A 3,650-nucleotide genomic window follows, 5' to 3' on the forward strand; every position below is an offset into this window, starting at 1 on the left:
TGGTGGAGATAAGCGGGATCGAACCGCTGACCTCTTGCATGCCATGCAAGCGCTCTCCCAGCTGAGCTATACCCCCAGCACCGAAAAACAGCCGATTTAACTCGACGGACGGCATCATATGAAACCGCTCCCTGAGTGTCAACGCCAAATTCTCGTTCTGTGTTCAATCGCTGAAAAAGGCGGCAACACCCTACCGTAATGGCTTTTTTTTCAACGCAATTGCGCATTTCGTTAACGCATTTTCGCATTTAACGCCCTGCAACCAAGGTTAAATCAGGGTTAAAGATGTTAGGAATAATCTTGTGTTCGTTACGGGTAAGTGTAAAACTTAGCGCGCTAATTAACCGGTCAACCTTCCAGGGTATATCACTCTTTGATCGGCCAGCATTTTCCCCTTGTTCATTAAAAGAAAAGTGAAATATGTCGCTGCATACACCGAAAGAGATCGCCCAACTGGCGATTCAAGCGGGCGTGGCTAAAAGCCGTTTGCCTGTTTCCACCTTATTGATCCTTGGTTTTATGGCCGGTGCATTTATTGCCACGGGTTTCCTGTTGGATCTGCATGTTATCAACCAGCTGCCTGCTGAATGGGGCTCCTTTGGCGGCTTCCTCGGCGCTGCGGTGTTTCCGGTTGGCCTGATACTGACCGTTCTGGCCGGTGGTGAACTGTTGACTGGCAACATGATGACCTTACCGATCGCCTGGTTCGCTCGCCGCATCAGCGGTTTGAGCGTGCTGCGTAACTGGTTCTGGGTCACGATTGCCAACTTTATTGGCAGCATCGCAGTCGCCTGGTTCTTTGGTCATATGCTCGGTATGACCGAAGGCGATTATCTGAAAAAGACCGTGGCGATTGCTCACGCGAAAGTGAATGCGGATTTCCTGCACGCGTTCATTTCAGGTATTGGCTGCAACTGGCTGGTGTGTCTGGCTGTGTGGTTAGCTTTTGCCAGCAAAGATATGGTCGGCAAAATCTTTGGCATGTGGTTCCCGGTGATGGCCTTCGTGGCGATTGGCTTCCAGCACGTGGTGGCGAACATGTTTATTGTGCCCGCTGCGATTTTTGCCGGACAAATGAGCTGGGCAGACTTTGCGCCAAACGTGATTGCCGTCTTCCTTGGCAACGGCGTGGGCGGTGCAATATTTGTTGGTCTCACCTATTTCCTTGCTTTCCGTCCTGCACAAGCTGAAACGAGCGAAGCTTAATATCCGATTTATGCCTTTTGTCATGAGACAAGAGGCATTTTCCTGCCTGATTACTTTTCCCCGTTACGTTTTGTTGTAATATGTACAGCTAATGTATTTAACAGGGACAGCATCGTGAAAAAGGAATGGCTCACCCCCGAGGAGCTCGCGCTGGAAACGGGCTACAGTCGGCAAACGGTGAATAAATGGATCAAACGCGAAAACTGGACAACCACGCCCAAGCCCGGTGTACAGGGTGGTAAGGCGCGATTGATTCATATTGATGAGCGTGTAAAAAGCTTTGTTCAGTCTACCCGCCACGCGACCGAGCCGGCGGCCAATTACGGTGCTCAACAAAATACGTTACCTGCGTTATTAATAAATTCTGTCCAGCAAATGACAACCGCTGAGCAAGATCAACTGGCTGCATTGTTGCTGCGCGAGGGGATAAGTGGTGTGCTGGAACGGCTAGGGATTAAAGAAGATTAAAAAAAGCCGGGCGCTTATGCACCCGGCTTTTTTAATGCCCACGATAAGTGCAGCGGCAACGTTACAGGCTGCCGCTACCTCAATTAAGCCTGGGCTTCACGCTCAGCAATAAAGGCCAGCGCTTTCTCGATGCGAGCCACGCTGCGGCTGCGACCAATCGCTTCGACAGTCACATCCAGTGCCGGAGACTGACCTGCACCGGTGACCGCCACGCGCAGTGGCATACCCACTTTGCCCATACCCAGTTCGAGCGCATCGGCGGCACCCTGAATCGCGTTGTGCACATTCTCCGCATTCCACTCGCTGTCGCTCAGCGCAGCCAGTTTGTCACGCACCACTTCCAGTGGCTGACGCGCAACAGGGCGTAAATGTTTCTTCGCCGCATCGGCATCAAAAGCATCGAACTCTTCATAGAAGTAACGGCAAGAAGCGGCAATCTCGACCAGCGTTTTGCAACGCTCACCCAGCAGCGTCACCAATTTCGCCAACTCCGGGCCGGTGCGGGTATCGATATTCTGCTGCTCGATGTGCCACTGCAGCTGCGTTGCCACGTATTCCGGCGGCAGCGTATTGATGTAGTGATGGTTCAGCCACTGCAGTTTTTCGGTGTTAAACGCACTGGCAGACTTACTGACAGCATCCAGGGTAAACAGCTCGGCCATCTCAGCCACGCTGAAAATTTCCTGATCGCCATGTGACCAGCCCAAACGCACCAGATAGTTAAGCAGTGCTTCCGGCAGATAGCCGTCATCACGGTACTGCATCACACCCACTGCGCCATGGCGTTTCGACAGCTTCTTACTGTCATCACCCAGGATCATCGAGACGTGCGCGTAGGTTGGCACTTCTGCACCAATCGCCTTAAGGATGTTGATCTGGCGTGGCGTGTTGTTGATATGGTCTTCGCCACGGATCACGTGCGTGATACCCATATCCCAGTCATCCACCACCACACAGAAGTTGTAGGTTGGTGAGCCATCAGTGCGGCGGATGATCAGATCATCCAGCTCCTGGTTACTGAACTCAATGGGTCCACGGATCTGGTCGTCAAAAATGACCGAACCCTCTTGCGGGTTACGGAAACGGACCACGCAAGGCTCATCCGCCGCATGATGTTCATGGCTGTCACGGCAGCGGCCGTCATAACGTGGCTTCTCGCCTTTCGCCATCTGCTCTTCACGCAGCGCTTCTAAACGCTCTTTAGAGCAATAGCATTTATAAGCTGTACCCGCTTCTACCATCTCATCGATGACCGCGTTGTAACGATCAAAGCGCTTCGTCTGATAGTACGGGCCTTCATCCCACTGCAGGTTTAGCCAGTTCATGCCATCCATGATGGCTTCAATGGCTTCCGGCGTTGAACGTTCCAGATCGGTATCTTCGATACGCAGAACGAATTCGCCCTTGTTATGGCGAGCATAAAGCCAGGAATAAAGAGCAGTACGGGCACCGCCCACATGCAGGTAGCCCGTTGGGCTGGGTGCGAAGCGAGTTTTGATTTTCATTCAGCATTGCCTTAGATGCGCAGGTTTCTTTGTCTGGATGACAAAAAAACGGGTTAACGCGAAAAAACAGTGCGCATATTCTAGCAGGTGGGACGCTTTCCTCAATGACTCTCGCGGCGGCATCACAGATTGAAGTGCGTTTTTCTGCTAATAAAACCAGCACATTGGCTAAAAGCGCGGCATGCTGCCTAAATTTAAAGCGAACGCACATTTATGTTTTAAAAAGCGTTGACTCACTTCGAAGGATCCCTATAATGCGACTCCACACAGCGGGGGTGATTAGCTCAGTTGGTAGAGCATCTCCTTTACACGGAGGGGGTCGGCGGTTCGAGCCCGTCATCACCCACCACTCAAAAAGTGGCTCGCAGTGTACAAGAGTTTGAAGAGAAAGATATGGGCGATTAGCTCAGTTGGTAGAGCATCTCCTTTACACGGAGGGGGTCGGCGGTTCGAGCCCGTCATCGCCCACCA

At 52.0% G+C, this 3,650-nt stretch carries 3 protein-coding genes and 3 tRNA genes; 4 read left to right on the forward strand and 2 right to left on the reverse strand.

Annotated elements, in window-relative coordinates:
- Positions 1-76 (reverse strand) — tRNA-Ala (locus tag ACCW76_RS20840).
- A 344-nt stretch (positions 77-420) separates the two neighbouring features.
- On the opposite strand from ACCW76_RS20840, the gene ACCW76_RS20845 reads away from it, so the two are divergent.
- Positions 421-1,206, forward strand: a complete 786-nt coding sequence (locus ACCW76_RS20845) for a formate/nitrite transporter family protein (RefSeq protein ID WP_038645593.1) — start codon at positions 421-423, stop codon at positions 1,204-1,206.
- Between the two features lie 114 nt (positions 1,207-1,320).
- The gene (locus ACCW76_RS20850) at positions 1,321-1,674 is read left to right on the forward strand and encodes a YfeC-like transcriptional regulator (protein ID WP_034825897.1); all 354 of its coding nucleotides are present in this window, start codon (positions 1,321-1,323) and stop codon (positions 1,672-1,674) included.
- An 83-nt stretch (positions 1,675-1,757) separates the two neighbouring features.
- On the opposite strand, the gene gltX is transcribed toward ACCW76_RS20850, so the two are convergent.
- The gene (gene gltX, locus ACCW76_RS20855; protein ID WP_436340024.1) at positions 1,758-3,179 is read right to left on the reverse strand and encodes a glutamate--tRNA ligase; all 1,422 of its coding nucleotides are present in this window, start codon (positions 3,177-3,179) and stop codon (positions 1,758-1,760) included.
- 273 nt (positions 3,180-3,452) lie between these two features.
- On the opposite strand from gltX, the gene ACCW76_RS20860 reads away from it, so the two are divergent.
- Positions 3,453-3,528 (forward strand) — tRNA-Val (locus tag ACCW76_RS20860).
- 46 nt (positions 3,529-3,574) lie between these two features.
- Positions 3,575-3,650 (forward strand) — tRNA-Val (locus ACCW76_RS20865).

It is taken from the genome of Pantoea sp. C8B4 (assembly GCF_051336905.1).
GTDB lineage: Bacteria > Pseudomonadota > Gammaproteobacteria > Enterobacterales > Enterobacteriaceae > Pantoea > Pantoea rwandensis_B.

Excerpts from the sequence above, each read along its gene's own strand:
- gltX (WP_436340024.1), bottom strand. The coding sequence starts at position 3,179 with ATGAAAATCAAAACTCGCTTCGCACCCAGCCCAACGGGCTACCTGCAT.
- ACCW76_RS20845 (WP_038645593.1), top strand. The coding sequence starts at position 421 with ATGTCGCTGCATACACCGAAAGAGATCGCCCAACTGGCGATTCAAGCG.